The following is a 22,531-nucleotide window of genomic DNA, read 5'->3' on the forward strand; positions in this document are numbered from 1 at the left end:
TTGAACATCAGACGGCATGATTGACCAAGGCAGCAAGGAGTCATCGGGCTTGCGCCCGACCCTGAAGGAGCTGGTCGCGCTGCGCGGGCAGGCGCGGCGCTTGGACCTCGCCCCGCGCGGGCGCGTGCTGGCGACCCGCAGTGGCGGGCATCTGTCCAGATTCCGCGGCCGCGGGATGGAATTCGACGAGTCGCGCGTCTACCAGCCGGGAGACGATCCGCGCAACATGGACTGGCGCGTCACCGCCCGGGCCGGGACGCCGCATGTGAAGCTGTTTCGCGAGGAGCGTGAGCGCCCGCTCTGGCTCCTCGTCGACCAGGGGCCGTCGATGCGCTTCGGAACCCGGGTGGCCTTCAAGTCGGCGATCGCAGCCCAGGCCGCAGCCCTGCTGGGCTGGGCTGCGGTCGACCGCGGCGACCGGGTGGGCGGGCTGGTCTTCGACGAGCGGGCGCATCTGGAGCGCAGGCCCGCGGCGCGCGGCGCCGGACTCTTGCCCCTGCTCGACCGGCTGGCTGCGGCTCCCGGCGAAGGCAATGGCGGCTACGCCGCGCTGACCGAGGCCGGGGAGCGTCTCGCCCGCCTGGTCAGGCCGGGGAGCCTGGTCGCCGTCGTCAGCGACTTCTTCGATCTCGAGGCGGGGCGCGGCAGCTGGCTGACGCAGCTGGGTGATCGCGGCGAGCTGCTGCTCATCTTCGTGCGTGATCCCATCGAGTCGCAGGCGCCTCCGCCCGGACGCTATCCGGTGGCCAGCGCGGGGCGTCGCGGCATCCTTGATCTGACCGCCAAGAGCGCGCGCGAGGCCTACCGCCAGCAGTTCGAAGCGCGCTCCGCACTGCTCGAGCGCCTGGCGCGTGGCAATGGATTTCACCTGTTGACGCTCGCGACGACGGATGCCGTCGGGCCGGCCTTGGCGCTCGGACTGGGCGCGCGCACCGCGGCGCGGGCTCGGGGGATTGCACCATGACACCGGATCCCTTGGCCGATCTGCGGGCTTGGCACCTGCCGGAGCCCGTGTCCTGGTGGCCGCCGGCCCCCGGCTGGTGGATCCTGCTTGGCCTCGTTATGCTCGCCAGCCTGGCCGTCGCGCTCTGGCTCCGGCGCAGACACAGGCGAGGACGCGCATGGCGTGCCGCCAAGCAAGAGCTCGCCGCGCTGCGGGCCGCCTACGCATCCGAGGGCGATGCGCGACACTACGCCATGGGGCTCTCCCGCCTGCTGCGTCGCCTGGCGCTCCTGCGCTTCCCGCGCGAGCGCGTCGCTGGGCTGAGCGGCGCCGATTGGCTGGAGTTTCTCGACGCCACGGGTGGCGCGGGCGACTTCGCGAAGGGCCCTGGCCGGACCTTGCTCCTGGCCTACCGGCCGGCGTCGGCAGGAGGCTCCGGCGAGGACGTCGTCGCGCTCGAGCGTGTGGCGGAGAGATGGATGGCTGCGAACGAAGGAGGTCGGCCATGATCACCTTGGAATGGCCCTGGGTGCTGGCCGCGCTTCCGCTTCCCGTCGCGGCGCGCTTGCTGCCGCGGGCCGCTCGTGACATCGGTGCGGCGCTGCGCTTTCCGATCTACGCCAAGCTGCAAAGCTTGCCCCAGGCAGGCCAGCGACGGGTCAGCTGGTGGCGGCTGTCGGTGGCGGCGCTCGCCTGGATGCTGCTGGTGCTGGCTGCAGCGCGCCCGCAGTGGGTCGGGGACCCCATTGGTCTGCCGGTGGCTGGCCGTGACCTCATGCTGGCGGTCGACATCTCGCAGAGCATGGAGCAGGCCGACTATGAGGTGAGGGGACAGGCGGTCTCGCGGCTCGCGGCCGTGCAGACAGTCGCGGCCGATTTCATTCGGCGGCGCGAGCAGGATCGGCTGGGGCTGATCCTCTTCGGCAGCCGCGCCTACCTCCAAACGCCGATGACCTTCGACGCGCAGACGGTCGCGGCCATGCTGCGCGATTCGGTGGTGGGACTGGCTGGGCGCCAGACGGCGATCGGCGACGCCATCGGCTTGGCCGTGAAGCGCCTGCGCGACCAGCCGGAGGGGCAGCGCGTGCTCGTCCTGCTGACGGACGGCGCCAGCACGGCCGGGGTCCTGGATCCGATCGAGGCGGCCGAGCTGGCCGCCAAGGCAGGGATTCGCATCTACACCATCGGCATCGGGGGCGGCGATGTCGGCATTCGCACCCCGCTCGGGATTCGGCTGCTGAGGCAGGGGAGCGATTTCGATCCGGCGACCCTGAAGGAGATCGCCAAGGCCACCGGCGGGCGCTTCTTCGCGGCGTCCAACCGCGAGGAGCTGGAATCCGTCTACGCCGAGCTCGACCGGCTGGAGCCGAACGAGCGCGAGGAGCGTACCTACCGACCGCAGCGGGCGCTCTTCGTGTGGCCGGCGGGGCTGGCGCTGGTGTTGACCGTCGCCCTGGCACTCGGCGGCCTCGGGCTGCGGCCGGACCGAGTGGAGCTGTGAGCCTCATGATCCCAAGCGAGCTGCATTTCCTGAGACCCTACTGGCTCCTCGCCTTGGTCCCGCTGGGGATCCTGCTCGGGCTGCATTGGCGCGCTCGCGCCGGTGCCGCGATCTGGAGCAAGCTGGTGGATCCGCATCTGCTTCCGCATCTGCTGGCCGGCGGCGAGTCGCGTCCGAGGCGGTTGCCGCTGCTCCTGGCGGGTCTCGGCTGGACCTTGTTGACACTCGCCTTGGCGGGGCCGACCTGGGAGCGACTGCCGCAGCCGGTGTTCGGCACGCTGGCACAGCGCGCCATCCTGCTCGACCTGTCGCCGAGCATGCGGGCGACGGATGTGAAGCCGTCGCGGCTGTCGCGGGCCAGGTTCGAGATTCTCGATCTCTTGCACGCCGCCGACGAGGGCGAGGTCGCGCTCCTGGCCTTCGGACCCGAGCCATTCGTCGTCTCACCGCTGAGCGGAGATGCCAACACGGTCGCCGCGCAGGTGCCACAGCTGACGACCGACCTCATTCCCGTCCCCGGGCCGAGGCGCACGGACTTGGTCTTGAAGCAGGCGGCGGAGATGCTGGAGCAGGCGAGGGCCGTGCATGCGGATGTGATCCTGGTCACCGATGGCGCCGGCGATCTTGCGGGTGCGCTCGAGCAGGCCCGCCGGCTGAAGGGCCGCGGGCATCGGCTCTTCGTGCTCGGCGTGGGGACTGCCGAGGGCGCGCCGGTTCCGAGCCTGGATGGTGGATTCGTCCAGGATGCGGACGGCGGCATCCAAGTCGCGCGCCTGCAGCGAAAGGCGCTCCAGGAGCTGGCCAAGGCGGGCGGGGGCCGATACCTGGATGCGGCGGTCGGCGATCGGGACACCAAGCGACTGATCCAGGCGACGCCGCGGCTCGACGGGGCGATGGAAGAACAGACAGTGACCGCCGAACAGTGGCGCGAGGAGGGGCCTTGGCTGCTCCTGCTGCTCCTGCCCATCGCGGCCTTGGCCTTCCGGCGTGGCTGGCTGCTCCCGGCGATCTTGGCGATCGCCATCTTGCCGGCAGACCCGAGCTATGCCTTCGACTGGACGGACCTGTGGCTTACCCCGGATCAACAGGCGTCGCGGCAGCTTCAGTCCGGTGATGCCGCGGGCGCCGCGGACCGCTTCGCGGACCCCGCCTGGCGGGCCGCGGCGAGCTATCGCGCCGGCGATTATGCCGAGGCGCTCGAGCGCGTCTCTGGGCTGGAGGGCGCCGAAGCGGATTTCAATCGAGGCAACGCCCTGGCTCGCCTAGGACGCTTGGAAGATGCCGTCAGCGCTTACGAGGATGCCCTCGAGCGCCAGCCCGATCATGCCGATGCCAAGCACAATCTCGAGCTGGTGAAGAATCTGTTGCAGCAACAGCAACAGCAACAGCAACAGCAACAGCAACAGCAACAGCAACAGCAGCAACAGCAGCAATCGCAGCAAGACGATGAGCAGCAAGAGAATGGATCGGGCCAATCGTCGTCCGGGGACGCATCCGACGGAGAGCAGGCGGGCGGGGAGAAGGACCAGGGTGAAGGTGCCGAATCTGCCGACCGATCGAGTCAGGACGCTTCCCCAGCGTCGGACGGCAAGGACTCCAAGGCAGGGCAGGGGCGCTCGGCGTCCGGCGAGCCTTCGACACCGCCCGAGCCCGGGTCCGAGGATTTCGGGCGGGAGGCACTGGCGCCAGAGCCGCCTCCAGGCGAGGTCGGCTCATCGGCGGAGGCGTCAGAGCGGCAATCGGCCGCGGGCCTGCAGGGCCTCACCGAGGAGGAGCTGGCGGATGGCCAGGCGTTGCAGGCTGGCGGGCTGGAATCGCTGTCACCCGAGGAGCGCGAGCAGCGCCAAGCGATCGAGGCTCAGCTCAGACGTGTCCCGGATGATCCGGCCGGTTTGATCCGTCAGCGTTTTCTGCTCCAACACTTGCGTCGCGAGGGACGTCTACCGTGATCTTCAAGGTGACCATTCGAGGTGCGATCTGTTGCTTGCTGCTTGCAGTCCTGGTCAGCACCGCCTGGGCGGCGGATCTACAGATGCAGGTCGACCGCAAGCGCATCGGCATGGATGACATTCTCGGCGCGCGGCTCGTCGCCGAGGGCGATACTCAGGGCGAGCCCGATTTCAATCCCCTGCGGAAGGACTTCGACATCCTCAGCCAGGGCCAGAGCCAGGTGACGAGCATCGTCAATGGCAAGATCTCGCAAAGCCGCCAGTGGACGCTCCAGCTCGCGCCGCTGCGCGAGGGCAAGCTCGAGATTCCGCCTATCTCTGTAGGCCAGGACCAAAGTCAGGCCGTTGCGGTCGAGGTGGCCGCCGATGACCAATCCGCTTCCGGCGACGCCCCTAAGCCGCTGTTTCTCAAGGCAGAGGTCGGCGCGATCAACCCCTATGTCCAGCAGGTCGTCGACTATCGCGTCAAGCTGTACTTCCGCCAGGAGCCGCAGCGGGCGGTGCTCTCGGAGCCCCGGGCCGAGGGGGCGACGATCGAGCAGTACGGCGAGGATCGGGGCTACGACGAGTATGTGGACGGGCAGCTCTACCGTGTGATCGAGCGCCGCTTCCAGGTCGTCCCGCAGCGCAGTGGTCCGCTGCGTATCCAGGGGCCGAGGCTCGAGGCTATGATCCCGGATCCGAATCGGGCGCGGCGCGATCCCTTCGCCGACTTGGACGAGGCCTTCGGCGGCCGGCTCTTCCAGAGCTTCCCTCAGATTCCTGGCGTCACCCACCCGGGGCGCCGTGTCGTCGAGCGCGCCCAGGATGTCGAGATCGAGGTGCGCGCGCAGCCGCCAGGGTCAGGGACGCCCTGGCTTCCGGCGACCTCGGTCCAGCTTTCGGACGAGTGGTCGCCGAGCCCACCGACCTTTCGGGTCGGTGAGCCAGTCACCCGGACCTTGACGCTCACCGCGAAGGGAGCCACCGCCGCGCAGCTTCCCGACTTGGATCTCGGCAACATCCAAGGTGCCCAGGTCTATCCGGACCAGCCCAAGAGCGAGGACATGATGGCCGGCCCGGAGCCGGCCGCCGTCAAGACCTTCAAGGTGGCGCTGGTCCCGACACGCGCCGGCCCCCTGACCCTGCCCGAGATCCGCCTGCCCTGGTGGGACACGGCCGCCGACACGCAGCGTGTCGTGGTGGCCCCCGCCCGCACCGTTCAGGTTGCGTCGGCACCTGGCGGCGTCCAGTCGCCGTACTCGCCGGCCGCGCCGCCGCCTCAGGCCGTGCCCGCGGAGCCCCCAGAGCCCGCAGACGCGCCCGCGGCGCGGCCCGCCGAGCCCGAGGCGGCCGGCGTACCAGCCGATCGGCAGACCAGCGCCGGCTGGTGGCCCTGGCTGGCGCTCGCGCTCGGCGTCGGCTGGCTGCTGACGCTCGGCTGGTGGCTGTGGGAACGGCGTGGGCGCCGTGCAGTCGCAGGCGAGCGGCCACGGGTCGAGCCGCGCCTGGCGGAGCGGGACTCTGGGGCCTTGCGCGCGACCCTCCAGAGTCTGAAGCAGGCCTGCCTGGCAAACGAGCCCCGCGCCGCGCGTGGCGCCTTGATCGACTGGGCCCGCCAGCGCTGGCCGGAAGATCCCCCAGCCGGACTCGAAGGCATCGCGGCGCGGCTCGGCCATGAGGCGATCGCCGATTGCCTGCGTGAGATCGATCGCGTCATCTATGCGCCGCCCGGAACCGGCTGGGACGGCGCGGCCGCCTGGGCCGAGCTGGAGCCGATGCTCAAGGCGGCCGGACGGCCGGGCAGGACGCCGGAAGACCAGGCGATACCCGACCTCTACCCGCAGGTCTAGGCGAGGCGCCGGTCGGTCGATCCTCTAGGCGGTTGGCGCGCCCGGCTTCTTCGACAAGATCTGGCGATAGCGGATCTCGTCGGTCAGTGCGCTGAGGGGGCGGTCAGATCCAGGGTGAAGGGTGCCCGGGGCAATCTCGACGAGGGGGAGCAGCATGAAGTCGCGGTGCGTCAGGGCTGGGTGAGGGATCCGCAGGTCGGGCTCGTCGAGGATGAGATCGCCGAACAACAGGATATCCAGATCGATCGTCCTAGGCCCATTCGCCATGGCGCGCTTGCGCATCAGTCGCGCCTCGATGGCCTGCGTGGCCTCGAGAAGGGATCTTGCCGAAAGGGTCGTCTCGACCTCGACGACCAGATTGACGAAGTCGGCCTGCTCCTCGATTCCCCAAGGGCTGGTCGTGTACCAAGACGATTGGCGGCGCAGCTCGGTTTCCCGAACGTCCGCGATCAGCGTGATGGCCCGGGCGACGTTGCGCTCGGCATCGATATTGGATCCGATCGCGATGTAGGACCAGGTTGGCGGCTCGCTCATTCTGCTCCGGACGTTCGATCCTGGTAGGGGCCGTCGGCTCCCAGCCTTCAGCGGCCATTCTCTCGTGATCGGCCATGAGCCGTCGTATGGGGCTTTCCTAGCCCCACTCTGTGGGTGAGGGCGGCAGGGCATCGACAGGCGCGGCGAAACAATTGGTGGAAGCCGGCTGCTGGCGGCTGACCGCTGCTGCACCCGGCTGATCCTCGGGCTCGGCGATCCCTTGGGATGCTTTGGCGTACCGACGATCGGCTTGCTCGCCATCGGCTTGCCCAGGCTTCGCCAAAGCCGATATATTCTCAGTTGAAGTCCCTTGAGGACAAGGACTTATCTCGCGCGGTGCTATGGGCTGCGTAGGACTGAGCGCGCGTGGTGGCCGGCGCGCTCGTAGCGACAGATCGGGGAGGCTGATCGATGGCTGAGGTTCAGACGGTGTTTCTAGTCGACGACGATCAAGGGATGCGGGATTCGTTGACCCTGATCCTGGAGCTGGCCGGTTATCGTGTCAGGAGCTATGCATCCCCGATGGAGTTCCTGGATGACTACTCATCGGCAGATCGTGGGTGCTTGCTGCTCGATCAGCGGATGCCCGAGATGAGTGGTCTCGATCTGCAAGGCGTCTTGCTCGAGCGCGGATGCTTGCTCCCGATCATCTTTCTCTCGGCCTTCGGCGACGTGCCGACCACCGTGCGGGCCATTCAAGGCGGCGCCATCGACTTCCTCGAGAAGCCGGCGACGACGGAAGTGCTCTTGCAGCGCATCCAGACCGCCTTGGCGGAGGACCAGCGGCGTCGCGAGGAGGCGGCGACCGAGCAGAGTATCTTGGAGCGGTTCCGTCAGTTGACGCCGCGCGAGCATGAGGTGCTGACGCTCACGACCCAGGGCTTGACCAACAAGGACATCGCGCGCGAGCTCGGGATCAGTCCGCGTACGGTGGAAAACCATCGGGCGCGCATGATGGAGAAGATGGGGGCATCGAACCTCGCGGAGCTTTGCCGTATGTCGACCGTGTGTCAGGCGAACGGCTCGACCCGCTGAGCGGGGCTTCCTCTCCGGTCTCGCCTTGTCCGGGCTGCGTTTCGCCGCCGGTTTCGAGTTTCGGCCGCTCGGGGCTCAGGGGTGCCGAATCCAGGCGTGGTCTCGCCAGAGCGCTGCCTAGCGCGCTCTCCACAGCTCTTTTCGGCCCATCAAGAGCAGTCAGCGGCGAGTCTCCAGCCGCCGTCTCGCCGCGCCGTTGACCTCAGAAAGAGCAATCAGCCGCCAGCGATCAGCTTCCAGCTTCCAGCTGCCGGTCGCCGAAGGCGCCTCGACAGGCTCGGGCGCGTCCTCAGGCACCTGTCCGCAACAAGCCGCGACGCTTGGGCGGAGGGCTCCATAAGCGACCACGAATTGAGTGGTCCTACGGATATTGTCTGGAAGAGGTCTCGTCTATTATTCCCCGCAGCTCGCATGGGGATCATCCCTATCGCTCCATCTGACGGCCTCGCGCCGAATCGATCTCAGGCTGTCGCGCAACAAGACGGGTCTCACCGATCAAGCTGTTTCGCTGCGTCTCGGAAGTGCTCGAGCCGCTCCCTCAAATCCACTGATTAGGACGGTTGCCCATGATTCACACCAAGACCAAGATCAAGGCTTCCGACAGCTCGATCGTTCCCGGCATCTCGCCGGGTGTGGCTTCCCTGGTGAAACAAGAAGCATCCAGGTGGCGCGAGGCAGCCTCGGCCAACCAATGGGCCGTCCTAAGCTTGCCTGGAGAACAGGGGCGCGGCTCCGGCCGGCCGCTGGGCGGCGCCGGCTCTTGATGCACGAGGTCAGGCGTCGGATGGGCGGGCGCTAGGGTGCCGGCCTCGAGCAGGCCAGAGCACTCCAGGTTTGCTAACTGAATAAAGAGAAGAAGACGAGGAGGAGCATCGGTAGAAGAGACTCTCCGACGCTGAATTCACAAGAAACTGCGCGCCAGGCGCTCGTCGCTCAGGCTTACCGCACAGCGGTCCGGGGCTACTTGAGACCTGGGGGATGAGGTAGACGGCCGCATCCTGCTGTCAGAGCTTAGCAGCCACTTTGATACTTCCCCTGCCATAATATCGCCCCCGACTCCGGCGATTCGATGGCGGGGGTTTCTTTTTTGGAGATCCATGATCTGATTGACGAAAGCGCGCACGCTGGAGTAATGTTGCGCGCTTATGTCGCTCACTCTACCTGATCAGGTCGATCCTTGGCGTGCGGCCAAGGCGGGTGTGTGCCTGAGCGGTACGCTGGCGCTGCGGTCGCTCGCGCGGCTGGCGGCGAGCATCGCGGCGGAGGCCGCCGACGTCGTCAGCTACGAGCTCGGCTTCCAGCGTGACGCCGAGGGTCGCTCGGTGGTCCGTGGACGCTTGCGCACTGAGCTGCGTTTGCGCTGCGAGCGCTGCCTAGGCGAAGTGGCCGTGCCCGTCGACACGCGTCTGAGTCTGGTCTTGATGCCTGGCGAGCATGGCGTCGCGGAGCTCCCGCCCGACCTCGATCCTTGGATCGTCGACGAGGATAGCCTGCGCCCGGTCGACCTCATCGAGGAAGAGCTGCTCTTGGCCATTCCAGTGGTGCCGCGGCACGAGCCGGGAGCCTGTGAGCCTCCATCGGTCGCTGACGAGGGTCGGCATCCCCAAGACGAGGGAGCGCATGACGACCGCGTCAATCCGTTCGCCGTGCTCGCCGAGCTGAAGGGGCAGGGCGGCGACTGACGCCTGATGGCTGGTATTAGTTAGACGGCGTGCCTCAGCCTGTGCGGCTTGCCGAAGCGAAAAGACACGTAATCTTGTTCTGTTCTGCTGGCGCTCTCACCACGGCTTGGTGCGAGACCTGAGTGATTGGAGACAACAATGGCTGTTCAACAAAATCGGAAGACCCCATCGAAGCGCGGTATGCGTCGCTCGCATGACGCCCTGACCAAGCCTACGCTGTCGGTGGACCCGACGAGCGGCGAAACCCACCGTCGGCATCACGTGACCGCGGATGGCTTCTATCGCGGCCGCAAGGTTGTGGATAGATCCGAGTGAAGGCGTCCGGTCGGTCCGGCGCCAACCCGTCCTCGGGCTCTGGTCGCGTCACTAAGATTCCGATGAAGCAGGGCTGTACCATCGCCTTGGACGCCATGGGCGGAGACCATGGGCCGGAGGTCGTCGTGCCGTCCGCTGTTCGCTACCTCGCGGCTAATCCTTACGTCGACATCATCTTGGTCGGTGACGAGCCGCGCATCGACGCCATCCTGGGGAAAGCGTCGCGCGAGCGGCTGCGGATTCGTCACACCACCCAAGAGGTGGCGATGGATGAGCTGCCCTCCAAGGCACTGCGTGGCAAGAAAGACTCGTCGATGCGGGTCGCCATCGACCTGGTCAAGGAGGGTGAAGCGGGCGCCTGTGTCAGCGCGGGCAACACAGGCGCGCTGATGGCAACCGCGAGGTTCGTGCTCAAGACGCTGCCTTACGTGGACCGCCCCGCTATCTGCACCGCCGTGCCCTCCATGCACGGCCATACCCATATGCTCGACCTCGGGGCGAACGTCGATTGCTCCGCGGAGCATCTCTTTCAGTTCGCGGTCATGGGCAGCGAGCTGGTGTCCGCCGTCGAAGGGATCGAGCGACCGCGCGTCGGCTTGCTGAACATCGGCCAGGAAGAGATCAAGGGCAACGAGCAGGTCAAGCAAGCGCACGAGCTGCTGTCGAAGAGCAACTTGAACTACGTCGGCTATGTCGAGGGCGACGGGATCTTCGTCGAGGATATCGACGTCGTCGCCACCGACGGCTTCGTCGGGAACGTCGCGCTCAAATGCAGCGAGGGCGTTGCCAAGTTCATTCGGCATACCCTGACCGGGCAGTTCAAGCGGACCTGGTACACGCGTCTCTCGGCCCTGGCCGCGCTGCCCATCCTCAAGAGCTTCAGGCGGACCGTGGATCCTCGCCGCTACAATGGGGCGAGCCTGCTCGGACTGCGCGGCATCGTGGTGAAGAGCCATGGTGGCGCAGACGAGGTCGCGTTCGAGAATGCGATCTACATCGCCGAGAAAGAGATCCACGCCAACATCCCGCAGCGGATCGGCGAGCAGGTTGGGCAGCATCTGGGCCGTGAGCAGTACAGGGAAACCGCCTGATGAAATTCTCCCGCATTCTCGGGACCGGCAGTTATCTGCCCGCCCGGGTGATGACGAACGCCGATCTCGAATCCATCGTCGACACCACGGACGCTTGGATTCGCGAGCGTACGGGGATCGAGAGTCGGCACCTGGTCGCCGACGACGAGACGTGCTGCGACTTGGCCGAGGTTGCTTCCTGGCGAGCCCTGGAGTCGGCTGGCCTGAGGCCGTCCGATATCGATCTCATCCTGGTCGCCACGACGACGCCGGATCAGTTCTTCCCGAGCACCGCATGCCTCCTGCAGCAGCGCCTGGACATCCATGGCTGTCCTGCCTTCGACCTGCAGGCCGTGTGCGCGGGATTCGTCTACGCTATGGACGTGGCCGACAAGTACATCCGTACAGGTGCGGCGAAGCACGTGCTCGTCGTCGGCTCGGAGACCTTCTCCCGGGTGCTCGACTGGTCCGACCGCGCGACCTGCGTCCTCTTCGGGGACGGTGCCGGCGCGGTCGTGATCGGTGCCGCTGATGAGCCTGGCATCATCTCCACCCACATCCACGCCGATGGTACCTACAAGGATCTCCTGCAGATTCCAGGCGGTCATGGCAATGGCCGGCCCGATGCGGCCTTCGTGGAGATGCGTGGCAACGAAGTCTTCAGGTTCGCAGTGACCACGCTCGGCCGGATCGTCGATGAGACGCTCGAGGCCAATGGGATGACGCGTGACGATATCGATTGGCTGATACCGCACCAGGCGAATATCCGCATCATCCAAGCAACTGCGCGCAAGCTGGATCTGCCCATGGATCGCGTTGTCGTTACCGTGCAGGAGCATGGCAACACCTCGTCCGCGTCGATCCCGCTCGCGCTGGATCAGGCCGTGCGGGATGGGCGCGTCAAGCGTGGCGAGACAATCCTCATGGAGGCCTTCGGCGGCGGCTTCACCTGGGGCTCGGTGCTGGCCAAGTACTAGCCAAGTACCAGTCAGGGGCCAAGCACGAATAAGAACATAGAAACCAATTCAACGAATCACCGCTCCTTCCCATGTCTCAACAACTCGCAGTCTTTTTCCCTGGGCAGGGCTCCCAGTCCCTTGGCATGCTCGACGCCCTCGGCGAAACCCATCCCAGCGTCAAGCAGACCTTCGAAGAAGCGTCTGACGCGCTGGGCAAGGATCTCTGGAGCCTAGTCAGTCAAGGGCCGAAAGAAGATCTGGACCGCACCGAGAATACGCAGCCGGCGATGCTCGCCGCGGGTGTGGCCGTGTGGCGTGTCTGGCAAGAGGCCGGTGGGCGTCCCGCGACCCAAATGGCTGGCCACAGCCTGGGTGAGTATGCGGCCTTGGTGGCTTCCGGGGCCATGAGCTTCGCCGACGGCGTCCGCTTGGCGGCCGATCGTGCGCGCTTCATGCAAGCGGCCGTTCCCGAGGGAGAGGGCGCCATGGCGGCCATCCTCGGCTTGGCTGACGATCAGGTCGTTTCGATCTGTGGCGAGCAGGCCCAAGGTGAGGTGCTCTCGGCGGTCAACTTCAACTCCCCAGGCCAGGTCGTGATTGCCGGCAGTGCCGGAGCGGTCGCGCGTGCCATTGACGCGGCGAAGGCAGCGGGTGCCAAACGCGCCCTACCGCTTCCCGTCAGCGTACCCTCGCACTGCGCCTTGATGAAGCCTGCCGCTGAGCAGTTGGCCGAGCGCCTGGCGGATGTCGCACTGGCACTTCCCAGTGTTCCAGTGATCCACAACGTTAGCGTGACGGCGGCGGATAGTGTCGAGACCCTCCGTGACATGCTCGTGCAGCAGCTCTACAGTCCGGTGCGCTGGGTGGAGACGGTCGAGGGTGTCGCATCACAAGGTGTCGCGACAGCATTGGAATGCGGCCCGGGCAAGGTACTTGCCGGGCTCTGTAAACGAATCGCGAAAGACATGACCACGCTGCCGGTCTTCGATCCAAAGACGCTCGAGGCGGCAATAGAGGCAACTGCACATGCTTAAGGGTGAAATTGCACTGGTCACGGGTGCATCGCGCGGTATCGGTCGCGCAATCGCGTTGGGGCTCGCGGAGCAGGGCGCCACTGTCGCCGGCACGGCAACGACCGAGGCCGGCGCGGAAGGGATCGAAAAGGCCCTTGGCGACGCTGGCTATCAGGGCATCGGCCTAGTGCTGAACGTCGGCGATCCGGCCTCCATCGAGGCGGCCGTGAAGGCGCTCAATGAGCGGCTCGGCGCGCCCACGATTCTCGTCAACAACGCCGGCATCACCCGCGACAACCTGCTCATGCGTATGAAAGACGACGAATGGGATGCGGTGATCAACACCAATCTCACCTCGATCTACCGTCTGTCGAAGGCTTGCCTGCGCGGCATGAGCAAGGCCAGGAAGGGGCGCATCATCAACATCGCTTCGGTCGTCGGCGCCATGGGCAACGCCGGGCAAACCAACTATGCGGCGGCGAAAGCGGGCATGATGGGCTTCACCAAGTCCTTGGCGCGTGAAGTCGGCTCGCGCTCAATCACCGTCAACTGCGTCGCACCTGGCTTCATCGACACCGACATGACGCGCGAGCTGGCGGATGCGCAGCGCGACGCCCTGCTGTCGGCGATTCCCTTGGCCCGACTCGGCCAGCCGGAGGAGATCGCCAGTGCGGTCGTTTTCCTGGCGTCTCCGGGCGGTGCCTATATCACGGGCGAGACGATCCACGTCAACGGCGGCATGCACATGGCGTGACGCCCGCGCGGCGCAAAGAATTGCACTTCAAAATCAGTAGTTTGTGTGAGGTCTGATGAGTCCGATCTCGGCTTTCATCGGGCCTCGTTTGTCACTAGAATACGCCGTGGCCCAGCGAGGGCCAATTCTTGTTATCCGGAGGAATTAATCCTATGAGCAGCGTTGTAGATCGAGTTCGCAAAATCGTCGTCGAGCAGCTGGGCGTCAAAGAAGAGGAAGTGACCCCAGAGGCGTCTTTCGTCGACGATCTGGGCGCGGACTCCCTCGACACCGTCGAATTGGTCATGGCCCTCGAAGAGGAGTTCGAGACCGAGATCCCCGACGAAGATGCCGAGAAGATCACCACGGTCCAGCAGGCTATCGATTACATCAACGCGCATCAGGGCTGATCACGGCCTGGAGAATCCTAGAGACGCGATGCGTCCACTACGGGTGGCGACGCGCTAAGGGCTCGTCGAATGTGGCGTTCTGAACGACAGAGGTAAGTAATGGCAGGCAGAAGGGTAGTAGTCACCGGATTGGGTCTTGTGGCGCCGGTAGGGCTCGACGTTAAGTCCGGGTGGGACAACATCCTCGCCGGCAAGAGCGGAATCAAACCGATCACCCATTTCGATATCGAGCCGTTCAGTACGCGCTTCGGCGGTCCGATCTATGGCTTTGATCCGACTCCGTACGTCTCGGAGAAGGAAGCCAAGAAGATGGACAAGTTCATCCATTACGGACTGGCGGCCGGATGCCAGGCCATCGAGGACTCAGGTCTCGTGGTCGACGAGTCCAACTGCCGTCGTATCGGTGTCGCCATCGGCTCAGGTATCGGTGGTATCAGTGGTATCGAGAGCAACTACGAGTCCTACCGTCAAAAGGGGCCGCGTCGCATCTCGCCCTTCTTCGTGCCCGCGAACATCATCAACATGGTGGCGGGCAATCTCTCGATCAAGTTCGGGCTCAAGGGTCCCAACTATTCCATCGTGTCCGCCTGCAGCACGGGTGCACACAACATCGGCGAGGCGGCCATCATGATCCGTCACGGCTATGTGGACGTGATGATCGCCGGTGGCGCCGAGATGGCGACCTCTCCCGTCGGGCTTGGTGGCTTCGCGGCCGCGCGTGCGCTGTCGACGCGCAATGACGACCCCGAGGGCGCGAGCCGCCCCTTCGACAAGGACCGCGACGGCTTCGTCCTGAGCGATGGTGCCGGCGTGGTGGTGCTCGAGGAGTACGAGCGCGCCAAGGCGCGCGGCGCGACCATCTATGCCGAGCTCGTGGGTGTGGGCATGAACTCCGACGCCTACCATATGACGGCGCCCTCCGAAGACGGTGAAGGAGCGGCGAACTGCATGCTGCAGGCCCTGAACGACGCGGGCGTCAACTTCGAGCAGGTGAGCTACGTCAACGCACACGGCACCTCGACACCTGCTGGCGACGTCGCCGAGACCCGCGCCGTCAAGCGCGCCTTTGGCGATCATGCCTACAAGCTCGCCGTCAGCTCGACCAAATCCATGACAGGACACATGCTCGGTGCTGCTGGCGGTGCCGAGGCGATCTTCACCATCCTGGCGATTCGCGATCAGACCGCGCCGCCGACCATCAACTACCAGACGCCAGACCCTGACTGCGACCTGGACTGCGTTCCCAACACCGCCCGCGAGATGGCGATCGACGTCGCAATCTCCAATTCCTTCGGATTCGGCGGCACGAACGGCACGCTCGTCTTCCGCAAAGCCTAGCTCTTTGCCGGAGTGATCCGCTGAAGGCGGCGCACGCTGGGACCCAGACAGCCGGGGGCGCTTCGGCTGTCTCTTCGGGGACGCCGAGCCGTATCCTGGTGAATGGCGAGCAGGTGGCAGAGCACCTGCCGCTACTGGATCGCGGCCTGCATTATGGCGACGGCCTGTTCGAGACCGTCCGCCTCCACCAGGGCCGCCTCTGCCAATGGCAGCGGCACCTCGACCGGCTCTTGCTGGGCGCCGAGCGTCTCGGGATCCCCGCGCCCGATTCCGGCGTGCTGCGCGCCGAGGGGTTGCGGGCGGCGGATGGGCTGAGCGAGGGTGTGCTCAAGCTGATTCTGTCGCGTGGTGCCGGCGGTCGTGGCTATCGCCCCCCGGCGTCGCCCGATCCTGTGCGGATTTGTCTCAGCTATCCGGCGCCGGCCGCCGCCTCGGAAGACTGGCGTCGGGGTGTCGCCGTCCGCTATTGTCGAGCCCCAGCGTCGATCAACCCGATCCTGGCCGGGATCAAGCATCTCAATCGGCTGGACTCGGTGCTCGCGCGTCTGGAGTGGGATGATGCCGCCGTCGCCGAAGGCTTGATGCTGGACCCATTCGGGAGCATCGTCGGGGGGACCATGACGAACCTCTTCGTCTGGGATGGTGCCCGCCTCATCTCGCCCTTACTGGATCGCTGCGGGATCGCTGGCACGGTTCGCGGGCTGACGCTGGGCTTGGCCGCGACCATGGGAATCGAATGCCTCGTGATGCGCATCGAGCCGGCGGACCTGCGCGTCGCCGCCGGCCTCTTCCTGACCAACGCCATCATTGGTGTGTGGCCCGTGCGCGAGCTGGACGGAAGGCCGTTCGATCTTGCGGAGCTACCCTGGGACCTCATTGAATCTGTCTACGACGCGGCGCGCGACTCTGGATAGGCCACGGCGATGACTTGGCGAATCGGCTTGCTCGTTCTGCTCTTCTCAGTGGCGACACTGGGTGTGGGGCTTTGGATCGACTATCAGCGCTTTCTCGAGACGCCGGTCGGTGTGCCCAGCTCGGAGCCCTATCTCGAGATTCCTCGCGGCACCTCGCTGCGCGCCTTGTCCGATCGGATGGCGCGCGAGGGGATCCTCGATCAGCCTTACTACTTTATCGCTCTGGCCTATCTCGAGGGGGCTCAGCGGCGGATCAAGGCGGGCGAGTATGCGCTCAGGCCCAGCGTGACGCCGCGGGAGCTGCTCGATGCCATGACGGCCGGCAAGGGCGTGCAGTTCGCGATCACGCTGATCGAGGGGCGCACCTTTCGCCAGGCACTGGCGGTCATCGACGCCCACGAGCAATTCGGTGGCGACGCACTCTCCTTGCTGTCCGACGCCGAGCTGATGGCCAAGCTGGGGCGGCCTGGAGAGCATCCGGAAGGGCGGTTCTTTCCCGACACCTATCACTTTCCGCGCAAGGCCAAGGGTCTCGACGTGCTCGAGCGCGCCTTGGAGCGCATGGATCAGGTGCTCGCCGAGGAGTGGTCGGATCGTGAGCCCGGCCTGCCTTTCGATACCCCTTACGAGGCCCTCATTCTGGCCTCGATCATCGAGAAGGAGACGGCGGTGCAGCAGGAGCGTCCGGCGATCGGCGGCGTCTTCGTGCGTCGCCTGGAGCGCGGCATGAAGCTGCAGACGGACCCGACCGTGATCTACGGCATGGGCGAGCGCTACGACGGCAATATTCGCCGCGCGGACTTGCGCGAGCCGACCCCCTACAACACCTATGTGATCCAGGGGCTGCCGCCGACCCCCATCGCCCTGCCGGGCCGCGCGGCCATCCATGCCGCGCTGCATCCGGCCGAAGGCGAGGCGCTCTATTTCGTCGCCCGCGGAGACGGGAGTCACGTCTTCTCCAGCACGCTCGCCGAGCACCAGCAAGCGGTGCGCCGCTACATCCTCAACAAAGGCGGATGAGGCTAGGCATGAGTCGCGGACGCTTCATTACCCTCGAAGGCATCGAAGGGGCAGGCAAATCGACTCAGGTCGAGGCGCTTGCGTCCATGCTGCGCAGCCGTGGGCTCGAGGTCGTCACCACCCGCGAGCCTGGCGGATCCCCCATCGCCGAGCGCCTTCGCACCCTTCTGCTCGATCCCCTCAACGCGGGGATGAGCGATACGGCCGAGCTGCTGCTCATGTTCGCGGCGCGCGCCGAGCACCTGAAGCAGACGATTCTCCCTGCCTTGGCCCGCGGGGCCTGGGTGATCTCCGACCGCTTCACGGACGCGACCTACGCCTACCAAGGCGGCGGCCGGGGCATCGACCTCGCGCGTATCGGCCTGCTCGAGCAGCTGGTCCAAGGCGATCTGCGGCCGGACTTGGTGCTTGTCTTCGATCTGCCGCCGGCGGTCGGGCTGGAGCGAGCTCAAGCGCGCTCGGGCGGCAAGGACAGATTCGAGGCAGAGGATCTGCGCTTCTTCCAGGGCGCCCGAGCGCTCTATCTGGAGCGGGCGGGCGAGACACCCGAGCGCTATCGCGTCTTGGACGCGACGCGCCCGATCGACAGGGTTCGCGAGCAGATTCTCAGCCTCGTGGGAACCTTCGTGGACGATGCCCTGGGGCGATCCGGCCACACCAACCCCCATGGCGGATAACAAGCGCATTCCAGAAACCTCGCCCTTGCCTTGGGCGCGAGAGGTCTGGGCGCAGCTTCAAGGTGCGCGGCAGGCGGGCCGGCTCGCCCATGGCCTGCTGTTCAGCGGTCCCAAGGGCGTCGGCAAGCGGCACCTGGTCGCGTGCCTGGCGCAGTCACTGCTGTGCCGCTCGCCGGGACCCGATGGAAACGCCTGCGGCCAATGTGCCGATTGCCTGCTCCTGGCGGCTGGAAATCACCCGGACTTGATTCGCGTCGGCCCTGATCCCGAGAGCAAATCCGGCGAGATCGCCATCGGTGTCGTGCGTCTCTTCGCCGAGCGCGAGTCCCTGACACCTAGCCGTGCGGCCTGGAAGGTTGCGCTCATCGATCCGGCGGACCGGCTCAACGCCTCGGCAGCCAATGCCCTGCTGAAGACGCTGGAGGAGCCGGCGGGGCAGACGATTCTCTGCTTGGTGGGCGAGCGCATGGGCGATCTGCCCGCCACCATCCGCAGCCGCTGTCTGCAGCTCAAGGTGCCGACGCCCACCGAGGAGGTGGCGCTCGACTGGCTTCGGACGCAGTCGGCGCGGCAGGATTGGCCCCTGCGTCTGCGGCTCGCGCATGGCGCCCCACTGCGGGCGCTCGCGGAGTACGACGACGCCCTCATGGAACAGCGTCGGGCAAGGCTCCAGGGCTTCCTGGACCTGGCCGCCGGGCGGGTGGATCCGCTCTCCGAGGCGGCTGCATGGCACAAATTTGGGGACAAGCTCATCCTCGAGTGGCTCGCGAGCTGGATTTGTGACGTCCTGCGGTTGATGGTCGATGGGGAAGCGGTCAGACTCGATAGCCCGGATCAGCGATCTGCCTTCGCCGCGCTCGCGCAGCGCATCGATCCGGCCAGTGCCCATCGGTTGCTCAAGCGCGTCATCGACGGGCGGCCACTGCTGGAAGCCAATGTCAATCATCAGCTGCTCCTGGAATCCCTGGCCATCGACTGGCTCAGGGTCAGCCAGGGCGGCAACGCACGGAGACCCTGAGCCATGAGCACTCCCATGGGTCCACTCGGTGGGCTGGGTGGTCAACAACGGATTCTGAGCTTCGCCATCAAGGACAAGAGTGCCCTCTACGCCTCCTTCATGCCCTTCATCAAGAATGGCGGGCTCTTCATCCCGACGACCAAGAAGTACCAGCTCGGCGACGAGATCTTCCTGCTGCTCCAGCTGATGGAGGAGCCGGATCGCATCCCGGTCGCCGGAAAGGTGGTCTGGATCACGCCGGCCGGGGCGGAGGGCAACCGCTCGATCGGGGTCGGCGTCCAGTTCAGCGAGCAGGACAAGGGCGCCGCCCGCAGCAAGATCGAGGGCTATCTCGCCGGAGCGCTGGGCTCCGAGCGACCCACACACACCATGTAGCTGGCCAGATGCTGATCGATTCCCACTGCCACCTGGACCGAGTGGATCTCAAGCGTTACGACGAGGATTTCGACCGCATGATGCAGGCGAGCGCCGAGGCCGGCGTCACGCGTATGCTGTGCGTCTCGATCGACCTCGAGCACTATCCGGCCATGCGCGAGCTGGTCGAGCCTTATGCCCAGGTGGACGTGTCCGTGGGCGTCCATCCCAGCGAGGAAGGCCGGCGCGAGCCGAGCCTCGAAGCACTGGTGGAGCTTGCAGCGGATCCGCGCAACGTGGCGATCGGCGAGACGGGGCTGGACTGCTACCGTAGCTCCGGCGAAGACATCGGTTGGCAGCAAGCGCGTTTTCGCACCCATATCGCCGCCGCGCGGGCCTGCGGCAAGCCGCTGATCATCCATACGCGAAACGCGCGCGAAGACACCATCCGCATCCTGAAAGAGGAGGGTGCCGCCGAGGTCGGTGGTGTGCTGCACTGCTTCACCGAGGATTGGGAGACCGCGAAGCAGGGCCTGGACTTGGGCTTCTATGTCTCCTTCTCGGGCATCGTGACGTTCAAGAATGCCGCTGAGCTGCGCGAGGTGGCACGTCAGGTGCCGAACGACCGGCTCCTGATCGAGACCGACTCTCCCTACCTCGCACCCGTCCCGCATCGCGGCAAGCCCAACGAGCCCAGACTCGTCGGGCACGTGGCGGAGTGCATCGGAGAGGTGCGCGGCATGGCACCTGAAGCGGTTGCCGAGGTCACGGCTGAGAACTATCTGAGGCTCTTCCGCCGCGCCTGAGGAGGGCTGCCGTCGGCAGCTACTTGGACTTCCCGTTCTTCTTCTTGTCGCTGGCGTCTTCGTCCTTCTTCTCCATCTCCTCCACCCGCTTCTCGCCGCAGGGCAGATAGCCGGCGATCGGCTGCGCATCCTGCTTCAGGGCCTCGGTCAGGGTGTCGCAGATGGTGCTGAGGACCTTAATACGCGCGTAGGGCTTGTCATTGCCCTCCACAAGCGTCCAAGCCGAGTGCTGTGTGCTGGTGCGCACCACCATCTCGTTGACGGCCTCTTTGTACTGAGGCCACTTCTCGCGGTTCCGCCAATCCTCGTCCGTGATCTTGTACTGCTTGTAGGGCACGTTCTCGCGATCCTTGAAACGCTGGAGCTGCTCGTCCTGGCTGATCTGGATCCAGAATTTGAGCAGGATGATGCCGCTATCGACCAGCTGCTCCTCGAAGCGATTGATCTCGGAGTAGGCGCGCCGCCATTCGGCGTCCGACGCAAAGCCCTCGACCCGCTCCACCAGCACCCGTCCGTACCAGGATCTGTCGTAGATGGTGATATGGCCCGCGCGCGGGATGTGGCGCCAGAAGCGCCACAGATAGTGGTGCGCCTTCTCCTCGTCCGTGGGTGCGGCGACCGGGATGGAGCGATAGAGCCGTGCGTCCACGGCGTTGGTGACGCGCCGAATGGCGCCGCCCTTGCCGCCGGCGTCCATCCCCTCGAACACCAGCACCGTGGAGCGCTTCTTGTTGTAGGCCGTCCAGGCCAGCTCGTTGATCTCGGTCTGCAGCTTCTTGAGCTCGCTCTTGTAGTCGTCGCGCGGCAGGGCGAGCGAAAGGTCGAGCTGATCGAGGAGCGTAATCTGGGCGTCCGCGCTGCTGGGCAGCTCCGGGCTACTGAGGGTGTTGTTCTGATCGTCAAGGCTGGACTCGCTTAGCCGCGAGCGAATGGCGTGCAGCAGGGTCTTGCCGACCGTGAGATCGCGATAGCGGCGGTCCCCGGCCTCGATCAGGTACCAAGGCGAGGTACCGCGGTCGGTATGGAGAATGACGCGCTCCGCGACCTGCTCGAAGCCGGCGTAGTGCTCGGAGAACTTGCTCTTGTCCGGCACCATCTTCCAGCGGCTCTTGTCGTCGCGCGAGAGCTCTTTGAGCCGTGCCCGCTGGTCGTCTTCCGACATGTGGAACCAGAACTTCACGATTAGGGCGCCGTCCTGGATCAGCATGCGCTCGAAGTCGACGATGCGGTTGAGCTCGCCGTCCAGCTCGGAATCGCTGCAGTGTCCGCGGAAGCGATGCTCGATCGGGGTCTGATACCAGCCACCGAAGAGGATGGAGATCTCGCCGCGCTCTGGCATGGAGCGCCAGAAGCGCCAGTAGCGCGGTCGCTCGCGCTCTTCGTCGGATTCGTCCCAGAATGCGAAGGTTTGGACACCACGGGTATCCAGCCACTCATTGAGGCGATTGACCACCTCGCCCTTGCCGGCTGCCTCGACGCCGGAGACCAGTACGATGACCGGGATGTTGGTATCCCTTAGATCGCGCTGGACGGCCAGCAGCTGAGTGCGCAGCTCGTCCTGCTGCTCCTTGAACTCCTTCTTGCTGACGGATCGTCCGACCTTGGTTGCCTCGAACATGCGATGTCTCCTCGTCGAGCTCGGCATCCCTGCAGTTTAGGGGAAGCATCTCGAAAGTTCGCGGTGAATCTGACGACCAGGCGGTCATCCGACCGGCAAGGTCATGCCAGAAGCCCACACTTGACGTCGATCCGAAACGCGACAGACGCCTGCTGATGTAGCCCGGGCATCCAGAGACCGTCATCGACGACTTTAGGTGGATACCCTTGACCGTTTCCTAACATCCCTTCCTGTATGGACCAAGCCTGACCTGGAGCTACGCGCGGGAAACGCTCCGTCGCTTCCAATGACCGCAGAGCGGGGCGGGGCCTTAGCGCTCACTTGGCGCCCCGGTTGCGGCAGCCGATGTTCTTCGTATGCTGCCGGGCGCCACAGGGGGTGGCCACCGATCCGGCTCACGCTGTGAGACGTTGCTCTGCCGCCTCATGGGCTCTCACAGCAAGAGCAGGACAGCGCCATAGTGACTCGCGCTGCCCGCGAGCACGAAGAGGTGCCAGACGCCGTGACACGCGGGATACCAGTGATCGAGGACATAGAAGAGGATGCCTGCGGTATAGAAGATGCCGCCGACGAGCAGCCAGCGGAAGACCCCAGGTGGCAGGGCGGCGAGCACTGGCTTGAGCGCAAAGACGCAGAGCCAGCCCATCAGCAGATAGATCAGTACGGGGATCACGCGCGGTCCCTGGCGCGCAAGCGCGTCGAAGAGGATTCCGAATAGCGCCAGCCCCCAGATGGCTCCGAACATCAGCCAGCCCAGGGTGCCCTTGAGTCCGACGAGCGTGAAGGGCGTATAGGTCCCGGCGATCAGCA

24 protein-coding genes are annotated in these 22,531 nt (G+C 65.8%); 21 read left to right on the forward strand and 3 right to left on the reverse strand.

The window, feature by feature from the left end:
• Positions 1-16: 16 nt before the first annotated feature.
• Genes G3446_RS02370 through G3446_RS02390 form a run of 5 tightly spaced genes read left to right on the forward strand, consistent with a single transcriptional unit; the run spans position 17 to position 6,225 of the window.
• Positions 17-964 carry a DUF58 domain-containing protein gene (locus G3446_RS02370; RefSeq protein WP_164450790.1) on the forward strand — a complete coding sequence of 316 codons (948 nt, stop codon included), beginning with the start codon at positions 17-19 and terminating at the stop codon, positions 962-964.
• A complete protein-coding gene (locus tag G3446_RS02375) occupies positions 961-1,452 on the forward strand; it encodes a DUF4381 domain-containing protein (protein WP_164450791.1) in 492 nt (163 codons plus the stop codon). The genes G3446_RS02370 and G3446_RS02375 overlap by 4 nt, the downstream gene beginning before the upstream one ends.
• On the forward strand, positions 1,449-2,444 hold the full coding sequence (locus tag G3446_RS02380; protein ID WP_164450792.1) for a VWA domain-containing protein: 996 nt from the start codon (positions 1,449-1,451) through the stop codon (positions 2,442-2,444). Before G3446_RS02375 ends, G3446_RS02380 begins: the two co-directional genes overlap by 4 nt.
• A gap of 5 nt (positions 2,445-2,449) precedes the next feature.
• Entirely contained in the window at positions 2,450-4,393 is a 1,944-nt protein-coding gene (locus tag G3446_RS02385) for a VWA domain-containing protein (RefSeq protein WP_164450793.1), read from the forward strand.
• A 35-nt stretch (positions 4,394-4,428) separates the two neighbouring features.
• Positions 4,429-6,225, forward strand: coding sequence for a BatD family protein (locus G3446_RS02390; RefSeq protein WP_245232252.1), 1,797 nt, complete (start codon positions 4,429-4,431; stop codon positions 6,223-6,225).
• A gap of 24 nt (positions 6,226-6,249) precedes the next feature.
• Here the strand turns inward: G3446_RS02390 and folK are convergent, their stop codons facing one another.
• On the reverse strand, positions 6,250-6,759 hold the full coding sequence (gene folK / locus G3446_RS02395) for a 2-amino-4-hydroxy-6-hydroxymethyldihydropteridine diphosphokinase (protein WP_164450794.1): 510 nt from the start codon (positions 6,757-6,759) through the stop codon (positions 6,250-6,252).
• A gap of 411 nt (positions 6,760-7,170) precedes the next feature.
• Here folK and G3446_RS02400 point away from each other — a divergent pair, with 411 nt between their 5' ends.
• The 16 genes from G3446_RS02400 (at position 7,171) to G3446_RS02475 (ending at position 20,103) form a co-directional block, all read left to right on the forward strand.
• Positions 7,171-7,794 carry a response regulator transcription factor gene (locus tag G3446_RS02400; protein WP_164450795.1) on the forward strand — a complete coding sequence of 208 codons (624 nt, stop codon included), beginning with the start codon at positions 7,171-7,173 and terminating at the stop codon, positions 7,792-7,794.
• Positions 7,795-8,360: 566 nt separating this feature from the next.
• On the forward strand, positions 8,361-8,558 hold the full coding sequence (locus G3446_RS02405; protein ID WP_164450796.1) for a hypothetical protein: 198 nt from the start codon (positions 8,361-8,363) through the stop codon (positions 8,556-8,558).
• A 381-nt stretch (positions 8,559-8,939) separates the two neighbouring features.
• The gene (locus tag G3446_RS02410; RefSeq protein ID WP_164450797.1) at positions 8,940-9,476 is read left to right on the forward strand and encodes a YceD family protein; all 537 of its coding nucleotides are present in this window, start codon (positions 8,940-8,942) and stop codon (positions 9,474-9,476) included.
• A 138-nt stretch (positions 9,477-9,614) separates the two neighbouring features.
• Positions 9,615-9,791 (forward strand): 50S ribosomal protein L32, encoded by a 177-nt coding sequence (rpmF, locus tag G3446_RS02415; protein WP_164450798.1) that lies wholly within the window; start codon positions 9,615-9,617, stop codon positions 9,789-9,791.
• A 62-nt stretch (positions 9,792-9,853) separates the two neighbouring features.
• Entirely contained in the window at positions 9,854-10,882 is a 1,029-nt protein-coding gene (gene plsX / locus G3446_RS02420) for a phosphate acyltransferase PlsX (RefSeq protein WP_164450799.1), read from the forward strand.
• The gene (locus tag G3446_RS02425; RefSeq protein ID WP_164450800.1) at positions 10,882-11,838 is read left to right on the forward strand and encodes a beta-ketoacyl-ACP synthase III; all 957 of its coding nucleotides are present in this window, start codon (positions 10,882-10,884) and stop codon (positions 11,836-11,838) included. The genes plsX and G3446_RS02425 overlap by 1 nt, the downstream gene beginning before the upstream one ends.
• A gap of 71 nt (positions 11,839-11,909) precedes the next feature.
• Positions 11,910-12,854 carry an ACP S-malonyltransferase gene (gene fabD, locus G3446_RS02430; protein WP_164450801.1) on the forward strand — a complete coding sequence of 315 codons (945 nt, stop codon included), beginning with the start codon at positions 11,910-11,912 and terminating at the stop codon, positions 12,852-12,854.
• A complete protein-coding gene (gene fabG, locus G3446_RS02435) occupies positions 12,847-13,587 on the forward strand; it encodes a 3-oxoacyl-ACP reductase FabG (RefSeq protein WP_164450802.1) in 741 nt (246 codons plus the stop codon). Before fabD ends, fabG begins: the two co-directional genes overlap by 8 nt.
• A 152-nt stretch (positions 13,588-13,739) precedes the next feature.
• Positions 13,740-13,976, forward strand: coding sequence for an acyl carrier protein (acpP, locus tag G3446_RS02440; RefSeq protein WP_164450803.1), 237 nt, complete (start codon positions 13,740-13,742; stop codon positions 13,974-13,976).
• A 99-nt stretch (positions 13,977-14,075) separates the two neighbouring features.
• Positions 14,076-15,314 carry a beta-ketoacyl-ACP synthase II gene (gene fabF, locus G3446_RS02445; RefSeq protein ID WP_164450804.1) on the forward strand — a complete coding sequence of 413 codons (1,239 nt, stop codon included), beginning with the start codon at positions 14,076-14,078 and terminating at the stop codon, positions 15,312-15,314.
• Positions 15,315-15,412: 98 nt separating this feature from the next.
• Positions 15,413-16,228, forward strand: coding sequence for an aminodeoxychorismate lyase (gene pabC / locus G3446_RS02450; RefSeq protein ID WP_342450015.1), 816 nt, complete (start codon positions 15,413-15,415; stop codon positions 16,226-16,228).
• Between the two features lie 9 nt (positions 16,229-16,237).
• Positions 16,238-17,248 (forward strand): endolytic transglycosylase MltG, encoded by a 1,011-nt coding sequence (gene mltG, locus G3446_RS02455; protein WP_164450805.1) that lies wholly within the window; start codon positions 16,238-16,240, stop codon positions 17,246-17,248.
• A gap of 8 nt (positions 17,249-17,256) precedes the next feature.
• Entirely contained in the window at positions 17,257-17,925 is a 669-nt protein-coding gene (gene tmk, locus G3446_RS02460) for a dTMP kinase (protein ID WP_164450806.1), read from the forward strand.
• On the forward strand, positions 17,915-18,943 hold the full coding sequence (gene holB / locus G3446_RS02465) for a DNA polymerase III subunit delta' (protein ID WP_164450807.1): 1,029 nt from the start codon (positions 17,915-17,917) through the stop codon (positions 18,941-18,943). Before tmk ends, holB begins: the two co-directional genes overlap by 11 nt.
• A gap of 3 nt (positions 18,944-18,946) precedes the next feature.
• Complete coding sequence (locus G3446_RS02470; protein ID WP_164450808.1) at positions 18,947-19,318, forward strand: PilZ domain-containing protein; 372 nt, start codon at positions 18,947-18,949, stop codon at positions 19,316-19,318.
• A gap of 8 nt (positions 19,319-19,326) precedes the next feature.
• Positions 19,327-20,103: a TatD family hydrolase gene (locus tag G3446_RS02475; protein ID WP_164450809.1), complete on the forward strand. Its 777-nt coding sequence runs from the start codon at positions 19,327-19,329 to the stop codon at positions 20,101-20,103.
• A gap of 19 nt (positions 20,104-20,122) precedes the next feature.
• On the opposite strand, the gene pap is transcribed toward G3446_RS02475, so the two are convergent.
• Both pap and trhA read right to left on the reverse strand, forming a co-directional pair.
• Entirely contained in the window at positions 20,123-21,721 is a 1,599-nt protein-coding gene (gene pap / locus G3446_RS02480) for a polyphosphate:AMP phosphotransferase (protein WP_164450810.1), read from the reverse strand.
• A gap of 433 nt (positions 21,722-22,154) precedes the next feature.
• A partial coding sequence (trhA, locus tag G3446_RS02485; protein WP_209262225.1) for a PAQR family membrane homeostasis protein TrhA occupies positions 22,155-22,531 on the reverse strand: 377 nt, incomplete at its 5' end.

Origin of the sequence: Thiorhodococcus minor (assembly GCF_010820565.1) — a bacterium.
GTDB lineage: Bacteria > Pseudomonadota > Gammaproteobacteria > Chromatiales > Chromatiaceae > Thiorhodococcus > Thiorhodococcus minor.

Coding starts and splice junctions, on each gene's coding strand:
- G3446_RS02370 (WP_164450790.1), top strand. CDS start 17: ATGATTGACCAAGGCAGCAAGGAGTCATCGGGCTTGCGCCCGACCCTG.
- G3446_RS02410 (WP_164450797.1), top strand. CDS start 8,940: ATGTCGCTCACTCTACCTGATCAGGTCGATCCTTGGCGTGCGGCCAAG.
- fabG (WP_164450802.1), top strand. CDS start 12,847: ATGCTTAAGGGTGAAATTGCACTGGTCACGGGTGCATCGCGCGGTATC.
- folK (WP_164450794.1), bottom strand. CDS start 6,759: ATGAGCGAGCCGCCAACCTGGTCCTACATCGCGATCGGATCCAATATC.
- pap (WP_164450810.1), bottom strand. CDS start 21,721: ATGTTCGAGGCAACCAAGGTCGGACGATCCGTCAGCAAGAAGGAGTTC.
- G3446_RS02380 (WP_164450792.1), top strand. CDS start 1,449: ATGATCACCTTGGAATGGCCCTGGGTGCTGGCCGCGCTTCCGCTTCCC.
- G3446_RS02425 (WP_164450800.1), top strand. CDS start 10,882: ATGAAATTCTCCCGCATTCTCGGGACCGGCAGTTATCTGCCCGCCCGG.
- fabF (WP_164450804.1), top strand. CDS start 14,076: ATGGCAGGCAGAAGGGTAGTAGTCACCGGATTGGGTCTTGTGGCGCCG.
- G3446_RS02400 (WP_164450795.1), top strand. CDS start 7,171: ATGGCTGAGGTTCAGACGGTGTTTCTAGTCGACGACGATCAAGGGATG.
- holB (WP_164450807.1), top strand. CDS start 17,915: ATGGCGGATAACAAGCGCATTCCAGAAACCTCGCCCTTGCCTTGGGCG.
- G3446_RS02385 (WP_164450793.1), top strand. CDS start 2,450: ATGATCCCAAGCGAGCTGCATTTCCTGAGACCCTACTGGCTCCTCGCC.
- fabD (WP_164450801.1), top strand. CDS start 11,910: ATGTCTCAACAACTCGCAGTCTTTTTCCCTGGGCAGGGCTCCCAGTCC.
- mltG (WP_164450805.1), top strand. CDS start 16,238: ATGACTTGGCGAATCGGCTTGCTCGTTCTGCTCTTCTCAGTGGCGACA.
- plsX (WP_164450799.1), top strand. CDS start 9,854: ATGAAGCAGGGCTGTACCATCGCCTTGGACGCCATGGGCGGAGACCAT.
- acpP (WP_164450803.1), top strand. CDS start 13,740: ATGAGCAGCGTTGTAGATCGAGTTCGCAAAATCGTCGTCGAGCAGCTG.
- rpmF (WP_164450798.1), top strand. CDS start 9,615: ATGGCTGTTCAACAAAATCGGAAGACCCCATCGAAGCGCGGTATGCGT.
- G3446_RS02475 (WP_164450809.1), top strand. CDS start 19,327: ATGCTGATCGATTCCCACTGCCACCTGGACCGAGTGGATCTCAAGCGT.
- G3446_RS02375 (WP_164450791.1), top strand. CDS start 961: ATGACACCGGATCCCTTGGCCGATCTGCGGGCTTGGCACCTGCCGGAG.
- G3446_RS02405 (WP_164450796.1), top strand. CDS start 8,361: ATGATTCACACCAAGACCAAGATCAAGGCTTCCGACAGCTCGATCGTT.
- tmk (WP_164450806.1), top strand. CDS start 17,257: ATGAGTCGCGGACGCTTCATTACCCTCGAAGGCATCGAAGGGGCAGGC.
- G3446_RS02470 (WP_164450808.1), top strand. CDS start 18,947: ATGAGCACTCCCATGGGTCCACTCGGTGGGCTGGGTGGTCAACAACGG.